The 19,852-nt window shown below is 40.5% G+C and carries 15 protein-coding genes; all 15 read right to left on the bottom strand.

Going from position 1 to position 19,852, the window contains the following annotated elements; all coding sequences use genetic code 11:
* Positions 1–183: 183 nt before the first annotated feature.
* The 15 genes from PHO43_RS08610 to PHO43_RS08540 all read right to left on the bottom strand — a co-directional run bounded on the left by PHO43_RS08610 (position 184) and on the right by PHO43_RS08540 (position 19,553).
* Positions 184–1,380: a cation:proton antiporter family protein gene (locus PHO43_RS08610; RefSeq protein WP_045090338.1), complete on the bottom strand. Its 1,197-nt coding sequence runs from the start codon at positions 1,378–1,380 to the stop codon at positions 184–186.
* Between the two features lie 128 nt (positions 1,381–1,508).
* Positions 1,509–1,985: a hypothetical protein gene (locus PHO43_RS08605; RefSeq protein WP_053827200.1), complete on the bottom strand. Its 477-nt coding sequence runs from the start codon at positions 1,983–1,985 to the stop codon at positions 1,509–1,511.
* A 12-nt stretch (positions 1,986–1,997) separates the two neighbouring features.
* Positions 1,998–2,963, bottom strand: a complete 966-nt coding sequence (locus tag PHO43_RS08600; protein ID WP_045090340.1) for an aldo/keto reductase — start codon at positions 2,961–2,963, stop codon at positions 1,998–2,000.
* A gap of 30 nt (positions 2,964–2,993) precedes the next feature.
* Positions 2,994–4,802 carry a DNA mismatch repair endonuclease MutL gene (gene mutL / locus PHO43_RS08595; RefSeq protein ID WP_288011937.1) on the bottom strand — a complete coding sequence of 603 codons (1,809 nt, stop codon included), beginning with the start codon at positions 4,800–4,802 and terminating at the stop codon, positions 2,994–2,996.
* 19 nt (positions 4,803–4,821) lie between these two features.
* The gene (locus PHO43_RS08590; protein WP_045090342.1) at positions 4,822–5,145 is read right to left on the bottom strand and encodes a hypothetical protein; all 324 of its coding nucleotides are present in this window, start codon (positions 5,143–5,145) and stop codon (positions 4,822–4,824) included.
* A 125-nt stretch (positions 5,146–5,270) separates the two neighbouring features.
* Entirely contained in the window at positions 5,271–6,992 is a 1,722-nt protein-coding gene (locus PHO43_RS08585) for an OstA-like protein (protein WP_288011935.1), read from the bottom strand.
* Positions 6,959–8,323 (bottom strand): peptidylprolyl isomerase, encoded by a 1,365-nt coding sequence (locus PHO43_RS08580; RefSeq protein ID WP_045090343.1) that lies wholly within the window; start codon positions 8,321–8,323, stop codon positions 6,959–6,961. The genes PHO43_RS08585 and PHO43_RS08580 overlap by 34 nt, the downstream gene beginning before the upstream one ends.
* Positions 8,324–8,553: 230 nt before the next feature.
* Positions 8,554–11,274: a pyruvate, phosphate dikinase gene (gene ppdK / locus PHO43_RS08575; protein ID WP_288009882.1), complete on the bottom strand. Its 2,721-nt coding sequence runs from the start codon at positions 11,272–11,274 to the stop codon at positions 8,554–8,556.
* A 57-nt stretch (positions 11,275–11,331) separates the two neighbouring features.
* The gene (locus PHO43_RS08570) at positions 11,332–12,129 is read right to left on the bottom strand and encodes a DUF4296 domain-containing protein (RefSeq protein ID WP_045090345.1); all 798 of its coding nucleotides are present in this window, start codon (positions 12,127–12,129) and stop codon (positions 11,332–11,334) included.
* Positions 12,086–12,763 (bottom strand): lipoprotein signal peptidase, encoded by a 678-nt coding sequence (locus PHO43_RS08565; RefSeq protein WP_045090346.1) that lies wholly within the window; start codon positions 12,761–12,763, stop codon positions 12,086–12,088. Before PHO43_RS08565 ends, PHO43_RS08570 begins: the two co-directional genes overlap by 44 nt.
* 26 nt (positions 12,764–12,789) lie before the next feature.
* Positions 12,790–13,170, bottom strand: coding sequence for a TraR/DksA family transcriptional regulator (locus PHO43_RS08560; RefSeq protein WP_045090347.1), 381 nt, complete (start codon positions 13,168–13,170; stop codon positions 12,790–12,792).
* Positions 13,171–13,258: 88 nt separating this feature from the next.
* The gene (ileS, locus tag PHO43_RS08555) at positions 13,259–16,675 is read right to left on the bottom strand and encodes an isoleucine--tRNA ligase (protein WP_288011940.1); all 3,417 of its coding nucleotides are present in this window, start codon (positions 16,673–16,675) and stop codon (positions 13,259–13,261) included.
* 107 nt (positions 16,676–16,782) lie between these two features.
* On the bottom strand, positions 16,783–17,976 hold the full coding sequence (locus PHO43_RS08550; RefSeq protein ID WP_288009880.1) for a pyridoxal phosphate-dependent aminotransferase: 1,194 nt from the start codon (positions 17,974–17,976) through the stop codon (positions 16,783–16,785).
* 304 nt (positions 17,977–18,280) lie between these two features.
* On the bottom strand, positions 18,281–18,427 hold the full coding sequence (locus PHO43_RS08545; RefSeq protein ID WP_157360209.1) for a hypothetical protein: 147 nt from the start codon (positions 18,425–18,427) through the stop codon (positions 18,281–18,283).
* Between the two features lie 289 nt (positions 18,428–18,716).
* The gene (locus tag PHO43_RS08540) at positions 18,717–19,553 is read right to left on the bottom strand and encodes a hypothetical protein (protein WP_288011933.1); all 837 of its coding nucleotides are present in this window, start codon (positions 19,551–19,553) and stop codon (positions 18,717–18,719) included.
* Positions 19,554–19,852: the final 299 nt, after the last annotated feature.

Genomic DNA, 19,852 nt, shown 5'->3' with positions numbered 1-19,852 from the left:
GGCAAGGTCGTGCTCTACCAACTGAGCTACTTCCGCAAAACGTTGCTTTTCTATCAGTGCTCGCTTGCACAGTTTGAATTTGCGACTGCAAATGTAAAAATGTTTCTTCAATTTACAAAGAAAAATCGAAACATTTTTTCTTTAATTTTTCGATTTTTCTTGTAAGCTTAATTATCTGCCTGATTATGTGACATCATGCGCTGAAGCCAATATCAGCCTTTTAGCAGAAGAGATAAATATTCCGGTTAATAATAGATTCAAACACATTGCCAATACTGAAATTACAAGCAATACCCCACCTATCTGATAGCTTATGGCAATGAAAAGAACACCTGCTCCAACCTCACCTCTCGAGAACATACCAATTGATAATGCGAGTCGCTCCTTAATAGTCCTGTCTCTATAGAAAAATAGTGGGAACAGCTTTCCAATATTGGATATAATGGTGACCAAAACTACATGCATTGCTATAACACTCCAGTGAGGCATAGGAATCTGAGAAATTACAGAAGCAGAAAGTGCTGCATCTTTAGTAAAGTCAACACCCAAAAAGAGAGGCATGCTCAAACCAACCAGTAACATGAATATGTATGATATGGAATCTGCTACTTTAACCTCACTCTTATCCGGTACAGGAGGATGATCTCCTTTCATAATCATACCCAAAATAAAAGCAGGAAGTAAAATCTCTATATGAATACCACCATCAAAACCGTATAAATGTGTTGTTATGCGATACAGACCTTCGATTATAACAAAAAGAAGAATGGAATAGAGTAGTATCGACTTCCAGTCTTGTTTAATATTTAAGGAATTCATCTTCTTCCAGCCCAGCCATATTAGCAGCACAGCAACAGCCATAACCACTAACATCTGCCAGCGCATTCCTATCATCAGAATCTGAAGAGGTATCATTAAAAGTATTGTATCCAGGTCATCGAATATTGCCAGAACCTGTACTTTTTTATATACCCAGGTATGCTTCAAACCGGCAGCAACCAGCATTGTAAACAATATCCCTGCAGAGGTGGGAGCAGCATAGCGACCAAGCATGAAAGACTCTTTCCAGGCATCTCCATTTAGCCACATTTTCATCTCAGGAGGAGCAACTGCAAAGAGATAGTACAATGCCACAAGAATCCATGGAAATGCAGCGGCTCCCATTGCTACACCATAATCCAGTGTATAGCTGCGCCACTCTTTTTTATTCAATTCAAACTCGCGACCTACATTTATCATGATAAATGCAAGTGAGATGTAGAGTAAAGAGGTTGAAACTAATTGAAATGTTGGGAAACTCTCTCCTAATAATGGAGGCAAGATTTGTGATAAAACAAGACCGATAACCAGTAAAACAGAAAACGTATAGACTTTTCTCATCAATTAAAATTAAAGAAATGGCATTAAAGAAAATCCTAAAGAGAATGCCACTTCAGATTAAAAATTCCGTAAGCAGGTAAAACAAGAAAAGTACTATTTTGTTCAGTTATTGTTAAAATTAATTCGGTTTATTTATTCCCCCTGCTATTCACTACTTCATAAACTCCTGGCCGTGAGGAATAAACCTGATAGCTTTGCAATGGCTCTTTTGAAGGACCTTTTTCAGGTGTTCCCAATCCAAGACCAAAGTTACCATACATGGTTACAAAAACAGAATTACACCCGGGGCATTCTGCCTTACCATCTCCCCGGGGTATAATTCTTATATTTCTGTCATCTTCATAAGGACAGCATAAATCATATACATAAACGTTGCTGCCCGATGCATCAGTTACTGCAAGCAGACCTGCATATCCAAGTCTGTCTGTACTCAGACGCGGTTCCGTAAAAGTCTTGTACGACATACCCTCTCTCAACGTATGATCATAAGCATTCACATCAATTGTAAACCTTACCGGAGCATAAGGTATAGAGAGTGGTGGTGTATTATCAGCACAAGATAACAGAAAGAGAAAAGAAATAGCCAAATATCTTTTTATCCGCATCTGTTTAACAAATTACAGAGTAGCACCATCCAGAATTGTATCAATCCTGATCAGCTCTTCTTTTGTGAAATTGAGATTTTGCAATGCATTCAAATTGTCTTTCAACTGATCCATGTTTCTGGTTCCAACAATCACAGATGTAACCCTTGGATCTCTCAACACCCATGCAATAGCCATCTCTGCCATTGTCTGACCACGTTCTGATGCAATCACATTCAACTGTTTAACCTTTTCTACTAAAAGAGGAGAAACTTGTTCTTTCCTTAGAAAACCGGTAGGCTTAGCTGCGCGTGAATCCTCAGGAATGCCATTCAGGTATTTATCTGTAAGAACACCCTGTGCAAGAGGAGAGAAAGCTATAAAACCTGCACCATACTCTTTTGTGATACTCAATATCTCCTCTTCAGGTTTGCGATTAAACATACTATACTTATCCTGAAAAATCAGACATGGAACATCTCTCTCCTTTAAATAATTCAATCCTTTTCTGGCCTGTACAGGAGGATAGTTAGAAAATCCAACATATAAGGCCTTTCCCTGACGTACTATATCAACCAAAGCCTGCATTGTCTCCTCAATAGGTGTGTTCGGATCATACCTGTGTGTATAAAAGATATCAAAGTAATCAAGTCCCGTACGCTTCAGACTCTGATCGATACTTGCCATCAGATACTTTCTTGAACCACCGTCACCATAAGGTCCCTCCCACATATAATACCCCGCTTTTGACGATATTATCATCTGATCACGGTGTGATGAAAGGTTCTCTCTCAATATTTTCCCAAAATTAGTTTCTGCTGATCCTGGAGGAGGTCCATAGTTATTAGCCAGGTCGAAATGAGTAATACCCTGCTCAAAAGCATAAAGAATCATATCCTTTGCAGTTTCGTAATCATCCACGAACCCAAAGTTGTGCCACAAACCAAGTGAAATCTTGGGTAGCTGTATTCCGCTCGTTCCACAATAAGAGTAATCCATAATATTCGTTTTTAATGGTGAATAAATTAATTAGTTCATTTTCTTTTCTATTTCGGCATCAGACAGTAAACTTACAACCTTCTGTCCATCAGGTGTGTAAGAAGGTGATGGTGTTGCAAAAAGCTCACTCACTATCAGCAACATCTCTTCCCCCGTTAAAGCCCTGCCATAGGGAATAGCTGTTAATCTTGCCAGCGAAAGAGCAATTGACTCCTGAATCTCCGACTTAACATCACTGCCAGTTTCCAGGCTATAACTAATCATCGATTTGATAATCGTGCCCGGGTTGGAACTCTCTATCTCAGAAGGAACACCCTGAACAGCAAAACAGTTGTTGCCCAGATTGCTCAGTTCAAAGCCAAGCGCCTCCAGGTCGTCCATTATAGAAGGCAATGCGGCCGATTCCGAAGCAGAAAGCTCTAATACTTCAGGAAAAAGAACACGTTGTGAAACTCCTTTTCTTTTTCTTATCTGAGTAAGATACTTTTCAAACAGAATCCTTATATGCGCTTTATGCTGATCAATTATCATCAACCCCGATTTTACAGAGGTGAGAATATATCTCTGCTTATACTGATAATGTTCAGGATAAAGATCTGTCTCTGGTATATTTTGAGCAGATCCTGCTAATATGTTTTCCGAAGGGGGTGACACCTCTTCCTCGAAACTCTTGTGTAGTTTTTCCCATCCTAAAGCAGGCGCTGACACCCTGTTGGGTTCAAAAGAAGGAGCATTGAAAGGATTGTATGCAGGATCAACATTAACCCTCGGCATTTGAACCGGTGCAGAAGGATCATAAACAGGTATCTCAGGCGCATCCTCCCTGTCGAAATCAATTGTGGGCACAGCATTAAACTTACCAAGCGACTCTTTAACCGTTACCATCAAAATCTGCCATAAAGCCTGCTCATTTTCAAACTTCACCTCAGTCTTTGTAGGATGAATATTAACATCAAGAGATTCAGGATCAACCTCAAAATAGATGTAATAAGTAGGCTTCTCATCAGAAGAGATAAGCTGTTCAAAAGCAGTAGTCACCGCTTTATGAAAATATGGATGGCGGATATACCTGTTGTTTACGAAGAAGAACTGACTTGAATTGCGCTTCTTTGCATACTCCGGTCGCGAAACATACCCGTAAATCTTTCCGAGTGCAGTCTCAGCCTCTATATCTATCAGCTGCTGCAAAATATTCTTACCCTCCAGCTGTGCAATTCGCTGCTTTAATCCTGCTTTAGTAAGATGCAGGGTCTCCTCATCATTTTCGATCAGAGAGAACTCCAGATGCGGATGTACTAAAGCAATTCTCTCGATTTCGTTAAATATATTTCGTCTCTCAGTTTCATTGGATTTAAGGAATTTCCTGCGTGCAGGAACATTATAGAATATATTTTTTACAGAAATTGAAGTACCCGCACCACAAGCAATAAACTCCTGCTTTTCCAGTCTTGAACCGGATATTAACAGTAGAGTCCCTAACTCATCTTCTTCTCTGCGACTCTTTACCTCAACCTGCGATATTGCAGCAATCGATGGTAATGCCTCACCTCTGAAACCCATTGTGGTGAGTGCAAAAAGATCATCTGCACTTTTAATTTTTGATGTTGCGTGCCTCTCAAAAGCCATTCTTGCATCGGTTGGAGACATACCCTTACCATCGTCAATAACAGTGATCAAAGTACGTCCTGCATCCTTTATAACTATCTGTATATGTTCAGCTCCTGCATCAATAGAATTCTCCACTAACTCCTTTACCACTGAAGAGGGCCTTTGAATTACTTCACCTGCAGCAATTTGGTTGGCGATGGAGTCAGGTAGAAGATGAATTATATCAGTCATATTTTAATTAAAACCCAATTTATCGCAACAGCCAGAAGATGAATATCAACAACAGAACTATACCTATGAAAATAAGTATTTTGTTATTGGTAATAAATGAACTTTCACCTGATTCCTCTCTGCTTTTGCGTTTCTTTAAAAAGCGAGTCTGAGAAACAAACTCAGATTTAAAATCTTTTTTATCTATTTCACTCCTTTCAGGCAAAACGCCCATCTCTCTCTTTACAGCTTCAATCCTGTTCTTTAGTTTCTCCTTTCGAGCCTCCTCATCCGGATCATAAAGAATCGGTTTGTAATTAAATTTGCGAGGTTTACGGTTGTTATAGAAAAAAAATACTCCCATTTTAAATAGATGTTTGATAGATACAAATATAAATAATCATAATAATAAAGACAAAACAGCAAACCAGTTTACCCGGTTTTAAGTACTGATTCACATTTAATAATCACAAAACAATGATTACTAAATCATAGTGTAATGTCTTCCCTCTCGAAACGCCTTACAGGCTCATTGTCAACATCCTCAGTTTTCCTTTCGTTGCTTCGGAAGATATCATCCGGGCCGGTTGGCCGCAAATAATCAAGCCATACAAACCTTTCCAATCTTTTCTGCTCCGGTTGCAATTGAGGAAGCGGTGTTGTCACAGCTTTTGTTGAAGGCCACACTTTCAGTCGCTTTATCTGTTCATCAGCAATATCTATTGAGAGATAGGGACTCTCAGTCCTGTTTAATCCAATTATCGTTTTGTCCTCTTCCACGAGGTAGTATAGCGACTCTGCATTACCTTCTACAAGCACATGATAAATTTCTCCATCCCTGAAGTAGGCAGTCATATCTCTTCCGCTCAGCTGGTTAAACTGATCCCCCTCCCCTCTGTCCTGAACAGCTAATGCATTATCCTTCACTATAGCCTTTTCTATAGTTGAGTCGTTTAAATGAACATTAATCTGAAAACCTGATATCTGGTTGTTTTCGTTCCATACAACAGGATGCCCAACCATATAAATCATAGAATCTCGTGAGGAGTAGTGTATTGAGTCACAAATACCCTGTATATCTGCACGATAAAACCTCACATTATAGTACGCCTTGATATCCCTGAAGGTAGAATCTGTGCTCATTACCAATGTATCACCATGCAGAAAAAGACTATCCTGACCAGAATAATCTATAGCGAAGGCAGAATCGGTTGCAAAACCATATTCAGTTTTCTCATTATAAAAACCATAGTTCCCTCTTATTATACCTTTTCTCTCGCTATCCTCAAGATACATATTACCAAAGACCTCACCCTCTCCGGAAATTCTGTTATAAAAGATCGTGTCGCCAATCAGCACCTTGCTGCCGTCATTACTATAAACCTGCGAACGATCCAGAAGTCGCGAATCCTCAGTTACAGTATTATACCAGCCATTCTGCGTATGAATATAACCACTGTCTGAAACAATTCTCGAAGGCCCTAAAATATCAGCAATTTTTGTTTCCGTATTATATTTCAGGGTATCTGCATAAATGATATAATCCTCATTAACCAGCTTCACACTATCACTGAACAGAGCCTCTTTTGTATCAGGAGCGTACTGACCCCAGAATGATGTCAGCTCATTCTCTTCATCAACAAGCATACCACCCTCAAAATAATATCCAAGATTTGCTATACGATCATAGTCCAGACTATCCGTAAACAGAGTAGTATTTTTATCCTCCATCCTTATATTGTCACGCAGGCGTGCCAGTCTGGTATTTCCATCATAAAAGAGATAATCGCCATAAACAAAAATAGTATCTCCCTGCTCCATGCTCACATTGCTGAAAGCCTCAAATGAGTTCGTTTGCTGAAACAGGTAAGCGCTGTCACAATACATATATGCACCCTCATGAAAGAAGATAACATTTCCCGTAAGAATCTCAGCATCAAAACCGGCCCTCTTGCTCCACAGGTCGGCCTGTCTCAACTCAATAATTCTTTCTGCACCCTCATCCACAGCATTGCTATCTCCGGCAACAGCCGGTTTCACCTGCCTCGGTGCTGTTATGGAGTCAGGTTGCTGCGCATGCACAGAAAATATAAAAACAAACAGCACACTAAGTAAAAGTGTGCTTTGCTTTAAATATTTATAGGATTGTTTTTTCATTGCAACTGAAAAAAACTTTTTTACCTTAACCAGCCTGAATATCTGAATTCGCATTTCCTCCATTCCGGATCAATACGCACATAAGTTTTCTCAATCTTTTTCTGAAGCCACTCATCAACAAGCTTCTGCTTGCGGGCATTTTCCGCCATCTGTTTTATAATCTGATAATCGTTGTTGATATTAGCGCGGTGCCCCTCATTACGGTTTGTAATCTTAATCATTGCAGCCACCTGCCTGCCCTTGTCATTAAGCATCAGAAACGGCTGCGAGATCTCACCCTCTTTCATCTCACCAGCAATCTTTGCAATATCCTGATTCAGTTCATTCAGCGCAAAGCGAGGAGTTCCGGCATTAGGACTTCCCTGAGTATTGTTCACCATGATACCCTTATTATTGCGCGTATCCTTATCTGCTGAAAGGTATGTTGCAGCCTCATCAAAAGTCAGCCTCTTATCCATTATCCCGGCCCTTATCGAGTCGAGTCGAACAACAGCAGTATCGAGCGATTCTTTAGGAACCTTAGGCTTAAGCAGTATATGCCTGAAATTGGCCATCTCTCCCCTTCTTTCAATAAGCTGGATTATATGAAATCCATATTCAGTCTCTACAACATTCGAAACCTTCTTCGGATCATTAAGTGCAAAAGCAACATTTGCAAACTCAGGCACAAATCCCGATCTTGACATAAAACCAAGTTCACCCCCCTGAATTGCCGAAGGATCTTCAGAGTGCAGCAGTGCCAGAGTTGAAAACTCTCTTTCTCCACTATTCACCTGATCGGTATATTCTCTGAGTCGGGCTTTAACCTTATCTATCTCCTCCAGAGGAATTTTAGGCTCAGCAGTAATAATCTGAACTTCCACTGTAGTTGGTATAAATGGGAGACTATCCTGAGACAGGTTGTTGTAGTATTGACGAATTTCGGATGGTGACAGCTGAATATTGCCAAAATGCTTCTGCTGTACACTCTGAATTATCTGCTGCTCACGTATCTGTTCTCTTAAATCTTCACGAATTGCAGACAGACGCTTTCCAAAGTACTCTTCCAGCCTCTCCACAGAACCAATCGAGTTGATATAGTTATTCACATAATACTCCAGTTCACGGGAAATATTAGATTCCTGAACCTCAATACTGTCAAGTTTCGCCTGATCCAGAAAAAGTTTCTGAATAGCCAACTGTTCCGGTATAAAGCAATAAGGATCACCTTCGATACGCTGGTTTTGCATCAGCATCTCTTTGCGGTATTCCTCAACTTCAGATTTGAGAATCGCTTCATCACCCACAACCCACACTATTTCGTCTATTATATTATTCTGCGAAATAACAGTCTGTGATGCAAGTAATACAGCCAGAAAAAACAATACTTTTATTTTAGATTTCATATGATTAAAATTACTGTCTCTTAAAAGTAACATTTGATACTCACAAAAATCATTCTAAACGGAGCAATGATCATCATGCAAGTCTCATAAAACTGATTAAGAATTATATATGTAAAAGTAGGTATAATACGTTTAACAGCCAAACAACTCGATGGTTAAAAGTAGTTATAAGCATGCAGAGACGCCAATTATGGCGCCTCTGCGAATTTTCATATAAAGAGTCAGTCCAACTATCCCTCTATAGCTGCCTGAGCTGCAGCCAGACGAGCAATAGGAACACGGAACGGAGAGCAAGAAACATAGTTCAGACCTACAGTGTGACAGAATTTCACTGATGAAGGCTCACCGCCATGCTCACCACAAATACCACACTTAAGCGTAGTTTTCACCTCACGTCCTGTTTGTACAGCCATGCGAACAAGTTGTCCAACACCATTCTGATCCAATACAGCAAACGGATCCTGTTTCAATATACCCTTATCAAGATACATTGGAAGGAATTTGGCAACGTCATCACGGCTATAACCGAATGTCAGCTGAGTCAAGTCGTTAGTACCAAATGAGAAGAAGTCGGCCTCTGCCGCAATCTTATGTGCAGTAATAGCAGCTCTTGGTATCTCAATCATTGTACCAATCTTATATTCAACCGATTCATTATTCTCAGCAAACACCTCATGTATAGTAGACTCAATAATATCCTTCTGAGCTTTAAACTCATGAACAATACCTGTTAGAGGCACCATAATCTCAGGAATAGCTGTAATACCCTCTTTCTTCAGTTCAATAGCAGCCTCAATGATAGCACGGGTCTGCATCTCAGTGATCTCAGGATAGAGGTTACCAAGACGGCATCCGCGAAGACCAAGCATTGGGTTTGCTTCCATAAGACCTTCAACCCTGTCGTGAATATCTTTATATGAGATACCCATAACCTTTGCCATCTCCATCTGTCCCTTTTCATCGTGAGGAACAAACTCATGCAAAGGCGGATCAAGCAGTCTGACAGTCACCGGCAGTCCATCCATAGCTCTGAAGATACCCAGGAAATCTTTCTTCTGAAGAGGCAGCAGTTTCTCCAAAGCTTTGCGGCGTCCCTCTTCATCTTTAGAGAGGATCATCTCACGCATAGGAACAATCTTATCCTCTTCGAAGAACATATGCTCTGTACGGCACAGACCAATACCCTTAGCTCCAAATTTACGTGCAACCGCTGCATCCTTAGGAGTATCAGCATTTGTTCTCACATCCATTCGGGCATACTTCTCAGCAATACTCATCAGCTCATCAAAGTTCTCGTCAAGATCAGCATCCTGAGTAGCTATTTTACCTTCATAAACATAACCGGTTGACCCATCAAGTGAGAGCCAGTCACCCTCTTTAATTTCCTTTCCATTAATAGAAAGAGAGCGAGTTTTATAATCTATTATAAGGTTATTTGCTGCAGAAACACAGCATTTACCCATACCACGTGCAACCACAGCTGCGTGTGATGTCATACCACCTCTTGAGGTCAGGATACCCTGAGCAGAATTCATACCCCTCAGATCCTCAGGAGATGTCTCTATACGACAAAGAATAACCTGTTTACCCTCTTTACTCCACTCTTCAGCCTCATCAGCATGGAAAACCACCTGACCGGCAGCAGCTCCCGGAGAAGCAGGAAGTCCGTGTGTTATAGGCTTCGCTTTTGCAAGAGCATTCTTATCAAATACAGGGTGCAGCAGCTCATCCAGCTTTTCAGGATCGCAACGTTTTAAAACAGTCTTCTCATCAATATAACCCTCATGCAGCATATCTATAGCAATCTTAATCATAGCTGCACCTGTTCTCTTACCACTTCTGGTCTGCAACAACCATAACTTACCATCCTGAATTGTAAACTCAAGGTCCTGCATATCTTTAAAGTAGTCCTCAAGCTTCTGCTGTACAGCAATCAGTTCTGCAGCACACTCAGGCATAACCTCTTCCAGTGAAGGATATTTTGCACTACGCTCCTCTTCAGAGATACCCTGCAGTTTTGCCCAACGGCGAGAACCTTCAGTTGTGATCTGCTGCGGAGTACGCACACCCGATACAACATCCTCACCCTGAGCATCAATCAGGTACTCACCATTAAATATATTCTCACCAGTAGCAGCATCACGGGTAAATGCAACACCTGTTCCTGATGTTTTACCCATATTACCGTAAACCATCGCCTGAACATTTACAGCTGTACCCCACTCTTCCGGGAAGTTATTCATCTTACGGTATAGAATAGCACGCTCATTCATCCAGCTGTCGAATACAGCACAAACCGATCCCCAAAGCTGATCCCATGGACTAACAGGAAACTCCTTACCTGTTTTCTCCTTAACAGCAGCCTTAAACAGTTTAACCAGCTGTTTCAGGTCGTCAGTTGTAAACTCAGTATCCAGTTCAATACCTTTTGAAGCTTTCATCTCCTCCATTATCTCTTCAAAAGGATCAATATCTTCTTTGCTATGAGGCTTCATACCCAGTACCACATCACCATACATCTGTACAAATCTGCGGTATGAGTCCCAAGCAAAACGCTCATTTCCCGATTTTTTAGCAATCCCTTCAACTGCGTCATCATTCAGACCCAGGTTCAATACTGTATCCATCATACCAGGCATCGAAACACGAGCGCCCGATCTTACCGATACAAGAAGAGGATTATCCTTATCTCCGAACTTTGTGCCGGTCAGCTTTTCAATCTGAATTATCGCGTCTTCTACTTCCCCTTTCAGTACATTTATCACGTAGTCACGTCCTAATTCATTATATTCGGTACAAACTTCGGTGGTTATAGTAAAACCGGGAGGCACCGGTACTCCTATCAGATTCATTTCAGCAAGGTTAGCTCCTTTACCTCCAAGCAGATTTTTCATATCTGCTCTTCCTTCAGCAGCGCCATTTCCAAAGGTGTAAACTCTTTTCTTTTCCATTTGGTGTTTTAGTTATGATTATTTATTTGTTAAAAAATGTGTTTATATTAATTTAAATTATTGCCCTCCCAAATATATGTCATACAACTGAATATTCGGAGTAATTCCGTTTGAACTCTCAAAACGCACAAAGCCATAAATTTGTTTAAGAGTATCGTTATCAATATATTTGGAAATAGGAGTACCATAGTTCCTGTTCTCTTTAATTTTCTGGTATCTATAGATGGTAGTATCATTATACTCCAGAATCAGCGCAGAAGTCAGATTGTTGTTGCCCGACTGAGGTATTCCAATCGCATTCAGGTTGAACGAGAAGAAGTTGCTTGGAATATCTTTTGAGATAGCTGCTGAATCGAGTTGAAAACGGAACCCTTTACTATCAGTACCTGGTGTTTTAAATGTGTAAGTACGTGGAATATAAGAGGCTGAATAAATTTGGATATCAGGTTCAGCCTTCTCTAAACTAAGTTTTGCATTTCTCGAGTCGATCTCTATCTGTGCCCTTTTCAGCCGAGCCTTAACAGAGTCGTTCATTCTGAGATAAAGGTCAATTTTATCGGAGTACCACGACAAGGAGGTGTCCCACTGAGCCTGTGTTACGTTATGCTGAGCAAAAACCTTGTTTATATATGCCTCTTTCTTTTCCGGTTCGCTGAAATCCTGATAATCATTATCCATTATCGCTTCGGCAATATAAACATCATACATAAGCTGTTCCATTTTCTTTCTGTTTAACACCTCCTTGGGTCTGTTCTGACAAGAAGATATCAACAGGCTCAATATCACGAGCACTAAAAGGTTAGAAACAGTTTCAGGTCTCACTGGTAATTTCTTTTTCTTTTTGTTCCTTATCATATTTTTCACGCTCAGATTTAGAAAGAAGTGAATATGATAAAGTTTTTCTGTAAAACAATAATAGCAGAATCACACCTACAGTAATTGCAGAATCTGCGATGTTAAATATAAATCTGAAGAAGAGAAAGTCCTCACCCCCTATAAACGGTATCCAGTTGGGAAATGTTCCGCTAAAAAGTGGAAAATATAACATATCCACAACTTTACCGTGAAGCAGGGTTGAATAGCCCTCACCCCATGGAACAAAAGAGGCTGTGTGGCCGGCATAGCTGGCTTCGAAAATTACACCATAAAAAACACTGTCAATTATATTACCGGAAGCACCGGCAAGAATCAATGCCACACAAGCGATAAAACCTTTTTTAAAACCCTCTTTAATTAATTTTTTAATGTAGATAATAATAAATACAACAGCAATTATACGGAAAAGCGAAAGAAACAGTTTCCCTCCTGCCTCAATACCAAACGCCATCCCATTATTTTCTACAAAATAGATTTGAAACCAATCAGTAATGTTAATGGTGTCGTAAAGACTCATATTTGTCTTAACCAAAATCTTCGTGAGCTGGTCGACGAGAATAACCATAAAAACTACTAAGATAGCTACCAATGTCTTATCTCTACGACTATCCATAAATCAAGATCTTCATATGATTGATTTTACCTCCTTTTCTTTGATTTTGCTTCAATACTGAGTGTAGCATGAGGAACAGCGCGAAGGCGTTCTTTCGGGATAAGTTCACCTGTTTCGCGGCATATACCGTATGTACCGTTTTCAATACGTACCAGTGCAGCCTGAAGATTCTGAATAAACTTCATCTGCCGTTGAGCCAGTCTGCCTGCCTCTTCCTTAGAGAGAGTAGATGCACCCTCTTCTAGCACTTTATAAGTTGGAGAAGTGTCCACAGTATCATTACCATCAGCATTTGTAACCGCTGCCCTGTAATTTTCATACTCCTGTTTGGCTACTTCCAGTTTTTCTACAATAATAGCTCTGAATTCCTCCAACTCTTCAGCTGAATATCTCGTCTTTTTACTCATAATAAATTTTTTTTGAGAGTGTTCTCTTTTACTAACTATAATTTTTCATGTATACGCATACGCAAATATACATAAAAACAAATTATTCTCAACTGTTTTTATGAATACTGATTGTCAATGAAACATCATCAATATCTATTTCATCTTCCAATTTTTCATTTACAATCAATATCTCATCTGCAAGCACCTGATTTCTTATGTATTCCGAATTATCAGCCACTGCCTCATCGATTGCAGGGTGCGACATAATCTTCACTACAATCCTGTCGGTTATTTCAAAATCCTTCGCTTTTCTCAGATTCTGTATCCTGTTTACAAGCTCACGAGCTATACCCTCCTTACGAAGTTCATCCGTAATAGTGATATCAAGAGCAACCGTCAGTCGGCCCTCATTCTCCACAAGCCATCCCGGGATATCCTCAGAGATTATCTCCACGTCGTCCAGACCAACTATCACCTCCTGACTATCTATCATAAAGGCGTACGATCCGTTCTTCTCAAGCTCCTGAATATCTTTACTGTCAAACTCCTGAATCTTAACAGCCAGCTGCTTCATAATCTTTCCATATCTCGGTCCCAGCTTCTTAAAGTCAGGCTTAGCCCTCTTCACCAATATCTCACTTGCTGAGTCAACATAAGCAAGCTCCTTAACATTTACCTCGTTAAGTATCAACTGTTCAACCGCCTGCAGATTACTCTTCTGATTTTCATCAGCAACAGGTATCATTATCTTTGTAAGAGGCTGACGCACCCTTATATTTACCTTACGACGAAGAGCGAGCACAATCGACGAAACAGTCTGCGCCAGATACATCTGATCTTCCAGCTGCTCATCTATCAGACCCTCCTCAACAACCGGGAAATCGGTCAGATGCACTGAGTCGGCCCCCTTCTCACCTGCAACCGAAGTCAGGTCCAGATAAAGCCTGTCAGCATAAAACGGAGCAATCGGAGCCATAAGCTTGGAAACCGTAACCAGACACTGGTAGAGAGTCTGATAAGCCGACAACTTATCGTCGGTCATCTCACCACCCCAGAAACGTTTACGGTTAAGTCTTACATACCAGTTACTCAAGTTATCGTTAACAAAATCATTGATAGCGCGACCAGCCTTGGTTGGCTCATAATTCTCATAACCCTGATCAACCTCCTTCACCAAAGAGTTAAGAAGAGAGATAATCCAGCGATCTATTTCAGGACGATTCTCAACCGGTATCTGTGGATACTGATTTCTGAAATCATCAACATTAGCATAAAGCACTAAGAAAGAGTAAGTATTGTAGAGCGTACCGAAGAATTTTCTGCGAGCCTCTTCAACCCCCTCAACATCAAACCTCAGGTTCTCCCAAGGCGCAGCGTTAGTAATCATATACCAGCGCAGAGGGTCAGAGCCATACTTCTCAATTGTAGTGAACGGATCCACAGCATTACCGAGACGTTTCGACATCTTATTGCCATTCTTGTCAAGCACAAGACCATTCGACACAACATTCTTAAACGCCACACTACCCTTCACCATCGACGCAAGCGCATGCAGAGTATAGAACCATCCACGAGTCTGGTCCACCCCCTCAGCAATAAAATCAGCAGGGAACACCTTCTGAAACTCCTCTTCAGCTATATGAGGATAAAACACCTGTGCAAATGGCATCGCACCACTATCAAACCAAACATCAATAAGATCCGATTCACGATACATCGGTTTTCCGCTATCAGAAACAAGCACTATATTATCAACATAAGGACGGTGCAGGTCTATCTTTTCGTAATCAAGATCTTTATAATCGCTCAAGCTAACCCCTTTCCAAGGCAGCTCACTCATCACACCGGCATCAATTGACTTCTGCATCTCCTGATACAGCTCCTTCACCGAACCGATACACTTCTCTTCCCTACCATCCTCAGAGCGCCATATAGGAAGCGGAGTGCCCCAGTAGCGACTCCTGCTCAGGTTCCAGTCCTGCAGATTCTCCAACCACTTACCAAAGCGTCCGGTACCAGTCGACTGCGGCTTCCAATTGATTGTGTTATTCAGTTCAATCATCTTATCCCTGCATGCTGTTGTGCGAACAAACCAGCTATCCAGCGGATAATAGAGAACAGGCTTATCCGTTCTCCAGCAATGCGGATAGTTATGCACATGCTTCTCTATACGGAAAGCACGATTCTGCATCTTCAGCATCACAGAAAGATCTACATCAAGTGTAGCATCCTTCTCAGTAAGAGTGTCATCATACTCATTCTTAACATATCTGCCGGCAAACTCACCATACAGATCTGCATTCATACTGTTTTCTACAAACTGCGGATCAAGCTCCTCAATACGGAAATATTTACCAGTCAGGTCAACCATCGGACGCATTGCCCCATCCCTGTCCTTAAGTAAAATACCATCCACACCGTTCTCCTTGCCCACCTTCATGTCATCAGCACCAAAAGTAGGAGCAATATGCACAATACCGGTACCATCCTCAGTAGTCACGAAATCCCCCGTCACCACCCTGAATGCATTACCGTTTGCCTTCACCCATGGCATCAGCTGCTCATATTCAAAGCCTGCAAGCTCCTCACCCTTCCATACCTTATCAACAACATGGAAAGGAATATCCTTATCACCCGGCTTATAATCCTCAAGCGACAACTTACTGTTCTTCTCAGGGAAGTAAGTATTCAGCAGGCTCTTTGCAAGCACCACAGTAATAGGCTTATCGGTGTACTGGTTATATGTCTGCACCGCCACATACTCGATATTCTTACCCACAGCAAGCAGCACATTAGAAGGCAACGTCCATGGAGTGGTTGTCCACGCCAGGAAAAACGCCTCACCAAACTCCTTCCACTCAGGCAGCGGATCAACAATCTTAAACTGAGCCGTACAGGTTGTATCCTTCACATCCCTGTAGCAGCCGGGCTGGTTAAGCTCATGAGTACTCAATCCCGTTCCGGCAGCCGGAGAGTAAGGCTGAATAGAATATCCTTTATAAAGATAATCCTTATTATAAAGCTCCTTAAGCAGATACCACAACGTCTCTATATATCGATTATCATAAGTGATATAAGGATCACTCATATCCACCCAGTAACCCATCTGACGAGTAAGATCCTCCCACTCCCTGGTGTATTTCATCACCTCGGTGCGGCAAGCAGCATTATACTCCTCAACCGATATTTTAGTACCAATATCCTCTTTCGTGATACCCAGAGATTTCTCAACCCCCAGCTCCACGGGCAAACCGTGCGTATCCCATCCGGCCTTCCTGTTTACCAGGAAACCCTTCATCGTTTTATAGCGGCAAAATATATCTTTAATTGAACGTGCAATAACATGGTGAATACCGGGCATACCATTAGCAGAAGGCGGCCCCTCATAAAAAACAAAGTCAGGATGCCCCTTGCGAATCTCTAAACTTCGTTTGAAAATATCTTTTTCATCCCACTCTTTCAGCATCTCTCTGTTCACATCTGAAAGATTCAAGTGACTATGTTCAGGAAATTTTTTACTCATCATCAATTAATTATAGCCTTTGAAAAATAATTTGCAAAGGTAATAATAAAAATAGAAAACCCGGCTCGTTAACCAAGCCGGGTTTTATTTTGATTTAAAATAATGTGTCAGGACAACTTCTCAAGAGCAGTTTTAATCCTTGCCACAGCATTCTTTATATTCTCATCAGAAGTAGCATATGATATACGTATACACCCCGGAGCACCGAAAGCATCACCCCCAACACAAGCCACGTGCGCCTCCTCCAGCAGGAACATAGCAATGTCGGTAGCGCTCTCCATAACCTTACCATTATAAGACCTGCCGATAAGGCTCTTACACTCCGGGAAGATATAAAACGCACCCATAGGATTATTCACATTCAGCCCCGGAATCTCTTTAAGCAGTCCCACTATCAGGTTCCTGCGCCTTTCAAAAGCAGCCCCCATCTCTGCAACGCACTCCTGACTACCGGTATAGGCAGCCACAGCCGCCTTCTGTGCAATTGAAGAAGGGCCCGAAGTATATTGTCCCTGCAGCATACTGCAAGCCGATGCAATCCACTGTGTCGCAGCAATCCATCCAATACGCCATCCAGTCATCGCATATCCTTTAGACACCCCGTTCACGATAACCACACGGTCACGTATCTTATCAAACTGCGCGATCGACTCATGCTTACCAATATAGTTGATATGCTCATAAATCTCATCAGAGATAACTATAACATTTGGATATTTTGCCAGCACCTCAGCCATCTCCTTCAGCTCCTCAGCAGTATAAACACTTCCGGTAGGGTTAGATGGCGAGCAAAGAATCAGCGCTTTAGTCTTAGGAGTAATAGCCTCCTCCAGCTGCTGTGCAGTAATCTTAAAATCCTGATCAATTCCGGCATATACAAACACCGGTTTACCCTCAGCCAGCTTCACCATTTCCGGGTAGCTCACCCAGTAAGGAGCAGGGATAATCACCTCATCATCCTTACCAATGATAGAGAGTATAACGTTGCATATCGACTGCTTAGCACCGCTCGATACAACAATCTGTGCAGGCTTATAATCCAGCTCATTCTCCCTCATCAGTTTCTCACAAATAGCAACCTTCAGATCCTGGAAACCAGCCACAGGAGAGTAGAAAGAAAAGTTATCATCTATTGCCTGTTTGGCAGCCTGTTTTATATGGTCCGGAGTATAAAAGTCGGGTTCCCCCACACTCATATTAATAACATCAATTCCCTGAGCTTTCAGTTCATTGCTTTTTTGTGCCATTGCGAATGTTTCAGAAGGCGATAAAGCATTTAATCGGGCAGACAATAAATCCATAAAATTGTTATTTTGATTAATAATTTGGACAAAGATAGATAAAAATCATATTACCAACTGCTCAATGGTGAAAAAAAGTCATTATAAAGATGAAATAGGCTACAAATAGAAAAAGCCACCTATCGAGGTGGCTTTAATGGAAAAATATATATATTGTTATTACGATTTAGTTCTAAAAAAAATAAAGCATCAGTGATCATTTATCACTTAGCTTCAGAATCAGTGTTAATCAACTTCCCCACTGCATCAGCATACTTGCAGGATTTCCTGCTTTCTGCTCTTTGTTTGTTTATTTGGAAGTTGTTCAGCTTGCCATGCGCAAACTTGCTTTCAACGTACGGATTCTGTTTAATCTGTTAGTACGATAAGAAACAGATCCGTTAGAAATGTTTTGTTCCAGATACTTTATCTGATCCAAAATCTCTTCTTTGGTTAGGTTTCTGATTGTCATAATTTTTCCTTTCTTTTAAAATTAAAGTTATGATTAATCGGCAACCGTCTATTTAAGAAGCCATTCAATATGTAGTTGATAACCTAATGATGATTCTAAATAACTCGCTTGCCATTTAAATCAACACAAAGATAGTACATTTTATATGTTATACAACATATTTTTGATTGTTTTTATCTATCGATCATTAACACCGCCTATACCTCTAAAAGAAAGGCTTCATATGCAATACAACATCTTATTTACGTATGCAAATATACAACATTTATAATTATGAATTTTAAACTTCCTACCTTTCCACATTGGGTAGACCTGTTTGTTTTTTAGAAAACAGATCTTTTACGTTATAATGTCTACGATGAAGTAGCCATACAATGATCAATCCAAAAATGAAGGTAGACGTCGATGTTTCAACCATATGGCTGAACCTTACACTAGCTATAGGCATCAATGGATTAGGCATAATATGACCTAAGTGTGGTAATGCTAAAAGAAATGCGACCAACAATCCAGTCAGCCAAGGCTTTACTCTTGAACCACGAATTATTGGAATTGCTATTACAGCAAATAATATTCCTCGGGCTAATTGCAGTAAAATTAAGCTTGGTGAATCGATGAATGTATCAAAGGTATGTTCAAAGAAAGGTGCTATCTCTCCGGAGCTACCGTAAAATGCTCTGAGTTCAGGATTTTGCCATGCTATAAAGTAACCGGCCAACCAATATATTACCAGATAAGTAACAGCAAGAATACCTAATTTTAAGAGTAATTGCTTAAAAGGCATTAGCATTTTTTTATCTCCAACGATAACATCTCTTTTCTTCCATTTATTACAAATCAGAATAGCAAGAGGAATATAAATGAATGGTATTGATAATCCCATTAAAAATAAGCGTGGAAGTAAATTGGGTGATACCGTTAAATCGGTAAGAAAATACCACGTTTCAACTTGTGTTATAAAAGTAAATGACCCATAATATGCCAAAGCTAATAGTAACGCAAGTCGCCATCCGTACCATCGTGAAGAAACAATAATCCCGATTATCAAAATTGTATTTATTAAGCCTATAATAAGCATACCGTTTGCGTCACTCACTAAACCAGGTTCTGAAGTAGTAGTCGGCATCAGGTCTCCAATTGCTAATGTACCTAAGATCCAAATAGGAAAGTAAAGTATAGTTAATAAGATTATCCTAAAAGCCCAAATCAAAATTTTCTTAGTATTCATATTGTTTTGTGTTTTAATTTATAGGAATTGATGTATTGTGTACAACTTTTCAAGGCTTGGCCAAAGTTTTTTATCTTATTTTGTGTAGGATTTCTTTCTGTTTGGGTTCAATATTTAGTTGGTCAAATATTTTTTTCGATAAACTTAATGAGTTATCAAAAGCCAAAACGGTGTTTTCTGGATTTAAATCCGAAGTT

The sequence above is a fragment of the Lascolabacillus sp. genome (assembly GCF_028696275.1).
Classification (GTDB): domain Bacteria; phylum Bacteroidota; class Bacteroidia; order Bacteroidales; family Dysgonomonadaceae; genus Proteiniphilum; species Proteiniphilum massiliensis.
The sequence above is the reverse complement of the archived record's forward strand: the minus strand, read 5'-3'. Positions and strand labels throughout refer to the sequence as shown.